The following is a 3,614-nucleotide window of genomic DNA, read 5'->3' as shown; positions in this document are numbered from 1 at the left end:
GTTGATTACAATCGAACAAGAAGGCATAGTGCAATTGGGTATCAAAGCCCACTGCATTATGAACAGCAAAAAGTCGCTTAATTGAGTGTCCAGTTTTAGTGCGGGGTATCAGAACTGCCGTTAAATACCCCTCGCTAGGAATTGACTTTAATAGCTGGGCATCCTCATCTTGTTCAACAAGCCGCTTCAGCTTTTTGTCTTGCTTGCCTATGCGCTCATTAAGCTGTAAATAATACTCATGATGCTTTATCAACTCCTGCATTAACATCGGAGGAATAGCCTCCCCATTATCCGCAAGCCATTGGAACAACACCTTCATTTTTCCATGACCTTTGGGAAAACTCATACCAAATTGAAGCAAAATAGCGCCTACACGGGACATACAAGCAGTACGTTCTTTTATGTAGCTAGAACGAATACGTTGAATGACTGCGATAACTTGCGCAGCTTCTGTTCTGACACCAACAAAACGCATAGAAGGCCGTGTTGATGCTTCAGCTATCGCATCCGCATCTATGTAATCATTTTTATTGGTTTTAACGTAAGGCTTTACGTACTGCGGAGGAATGAGTTTAACTTCATGCCCTAGTGATTGACACTTTCTAGCAAGCCAATGTGAGCCACCACATGACTCCATGGCGATTATGGTTGCGGGGGCCTGCGATAGAAATTTAATGAGTTTGGAACGAGATAAATGCTTTCGATATTGTTCATGACCACTATGATCATGACCAATAAGATGAAAAGAAGATTTGCCTAAATAGATCCCAATAACTTTAATAGTAGATATGATGGTTCGCCTCTTTGAGTTGCCTAACCCTAACCCTAAGCCTAGTTTAGGGGTGAGGCGGACCATCTAATTAACCCTTATAAGTAAGTAGTAAATATTTCAATAAGTCACCACAAAAAATATATACTTTACAATAATCTTATTATTGTTCTTAAATTAAGAACACTTTATTCACATATAGAGTGTTTATCACCAAATAAATGATCAATAAACTCCCTCTGTTCAAATCTATAGCGTTTAACGGGAGAAAATATGAAAAAAATCCTTTTAGCTTCTCTAATGGCATTGTCATTGGCTGCATGTAATGAAAACCAAGATTATGTATATAATGCAGTTGACGGATCTATTTTGGAGCAGGAACAAGACCATCAAGATGATCTTTATTTGCCTATACCAGATTCTGCTTATGGCCCACAACTGAATGAAGAAGGTTACTATGTTGCTGAAATTAAAGATGGAGTTTATTGGGTAACTGAAGGAGTATATCAGTCTATGTTCTTAACGACAGGTGAAGGTGTCATCGTTGTCGATGCCCCACCAACACTTGGAGATAAATTATTATCGGCAATAAAAGGTGTTACCGATGAAGCTATAACGCATGTCATATATAGTCATAGCCATGCCGATCATATTGGTGCAGCGTCGATTTTTCCTAGCAGTGCAACGTTTATTTCTCATGAAGAAACGGCTAAACGTATTGAACGCAGCCAAAATCAAGCATATGGAGATCATTACTCTTTTGGCATGTTTATCGGTGGAGGAGAGGTTCCATTGCCATCAATAACTTTCGAAGAAGAATATGAGCTGGTTGTCGGAAATAAAACACTAGAATTAATTGACAGTAAAGATGCTCATACTCCTGGCAACATTTTTATCAATGTACCAGACCAAAAAGTGTTGATGATCGTCGATATTATCTTTCCAATGTGGAGTCCATTTGGATCAATGGCACAATCAGAAAATATGTCAGCATATATACAAGCCCACGAGACTTTGCTTGATTATGAGTTTGACACATTAGTCTCTGGTCATTTAGGAAAACTGGGTTCTAAAGATGATGTTGAGAAACAATTATTATATGTTATTGATATTACCGATAATGCTGCATCAGCATTACAAACTACAAATTTTGGAGCTATCGTGACGGAGTTTGGTCAAAAAAATCCTTGGTTATTATATGAAAAGTATCTCGATACAGCTGCGCAAACTTGTAGTGAATTAACACTAGATACTTGGGCTGATCAATTAGCCGCTGTTGATGTTTTTACTAAGAGTCACTGTGACAAAATGGTTGAAAGTTTAAGGATCGATTGATTTTAAATCATACTTTGCTGATATATATACTGACGATAAAAATAATTAAGTCACGAACTAGAAACATTGATGGGTGGCTTAATTATTGTCGTTCCTTGATTCCCATGTAATGTGGGATCAGAGTAAACGTTATGCTCTCTCAAACAACTAAACGATATGAAGTACACTTTTGTATAGTTGAAAAACCAGTGTAGATACATCTGTGACCTTCGGCTTCAGGGATGAAGTCGTAGAGCGGCCATGGATGGCTTCACAGCGTGTCCGCAGGAGTATTTACACAAAAGCCCGCTGCAAGCGATAAGTCACATTGAAGTTGGTGATCTAAACACACCTGAGGATCATCAATAATTCCCTTACATAGATAAGAAAATGTCATTCGCCTTCATTCAAAGGCCAAGCTACTTTGGGGAATAACCACGCCAGCCCCCGTGTAAAGATTATGCTCAAGTTATAAACTTAAATCGAAGCAACACACTGCTTTTTTTTAGATCCCCCATCGGAGCAACGTTAATTGTTCGATAAAAAATGCCATCGGCCTTCATTCAAAGGCCGAGATCATATTCGCTATTTGCAATCGTAGCCTTTGCTTTGCAATAAGGTGATGACATCACCGTGACCGTTTAATAGGTTCGATAATCTTATGATCTTGCCTGATGTAAACTTGAGTCGGTACCAATTGCCCAGAGCATTGAATGTTACGCTGTCTAAATTATCCCATAATTCCCTTTTTTGGCCTGTCCAAGGGGTATAAAAATCAATTTTATGCTCATTAAAATGCCCCCTGGCCTTAAAATATTCACCAAAGCAATAAGTGGTGATGAGCCCAAATATAACGACCAAGCCAACAGATGCTGATAATTCATTGGGGTCATGCCAGATACTCATGTTTAAGAATAAGGGAATACTGGTTAGACCCGTGATGCTGAAGCTACACCAAGCTAATACTAAGAGGAATTTACCAAACTTAAGTTCTCCTTTCGCTTTTGCGTGGCAACTTTTTTTTGAAGTATAAGTACAAAGTGCGACGGCTATCGCGCCTCCGATTAATCCTGAAATGATTGATGAGTCCATGATGCTCCTTAAGTTAATCGCTAGAAATAAACTGCTTTCATCACTGAGGATGCAGTGTGTTCCATATAGCAAGTGATCACTCCAAACTCCTTTTATTAGTATGTCTATATTTACTGTTTTGCATCGTGGAGAGGCACAACCCATATTTAGACGAAGCATTAACGTCGATAAGGTATTTATAGAGTAATTTATACATTTTCATTGTGTTACGTAATTCGATAAAGGTCGTATAAGAGCATTAATTGTTGATACGGTAGGATGAATGTTATTTGGGGTTGTGTGCCGTGGTCATTCAATTGAGAGCTAGTCGCGCGGGCATGGATTAAAGGTTAATTAACAAACGGTAAACCCCCGGCTCTGCCGGGGTGACTCGCATAGGTTTCACCTATACCGCGGTATAGGTAGGCTCAAGTCTCGACCAAAAGACAGGAGAGCAACC

Annotated in this window: 3 protein-coding genes; 1 reads left to right on the top strand and 2 read right to left on the bottom strand. The window is 39.2% G+C overall.

Annotation, left to right across the window (positions count from 1 at the left end; genetic code table 11):
• Window positions 1–790: IS110 family RNA-guided transposase (locus L2764_RS26340; RefSeq protein WP_248943306.1), on the bottom strand; the 790-nt coding region annotated here is incomplete at its 3' end.
• 252 nt (window positions 791–1,042) lie between these two features.
• Here L2764_RS26340 and L2764_RS26335 point away from each other — a divergent pair.
• Window positions 1,043–2,104 (top strand): MBL fold metallo-hydrolase, encoded by a 1,062-nt coding sequence (locus L2764_RS26335; protein WP_248943305.1) that lies wholly within the window; start codon window positions 1,043–1,045, stop codon window positions 2,102–2,104.
• A 564-nt stretch (window positions 2,105–2,668) separates the two neighbouring features.
• Here the strand turns inward: L2764_RS26335 and L2764_RS26330 are convergent.
• The gene (locus L2764_RS26330; RefSeq protein WP_248943304.1) at window positions 2,669–3,175 is read right to left on the bottom strand and encodes a hypothetical protein; all 507 of its coding nucleotides are present in this window, start codon (window positions 3,173–3,175) and stop codon (window positions 2,669–2,671) included.
• Between the last annotated feature and the right edge of the window lie 439 nt (window positions 3,176–3,614).

Origin of the sequence: Shewanella surugensis (assembly GCF_023284005.1) — a bacterium.
In the GTDB taxonomy this organism is placed as follows: Bacteria; Pseudomonadota; Gammaproteobacteria; order Enterobacterales; family Shewanellaceae; genus Shewanella; species Shewanella surugensis.
This window is presented reverse-complemented; position numbering and strand designations above follow the sequence as displayed.

What these genes read in the sequence shown, in the direction of transcription:
- L2764_RS26335 (WP_248943305.1), top strand. Translation starts at nt 1,043, where the DNA reads ATGAAAAAAATCCTTTTAGCTTCTCTAATGGCATTGTCATTGGCTGCA.
- L2764_RS26330 (WP_248943304.1), bottom strand. Translation starts at nt 3,175, where the DNA reads ATGGACTCATCAATCATTTCAGGATTAATCGGAGGCGCGATAGCCGTC.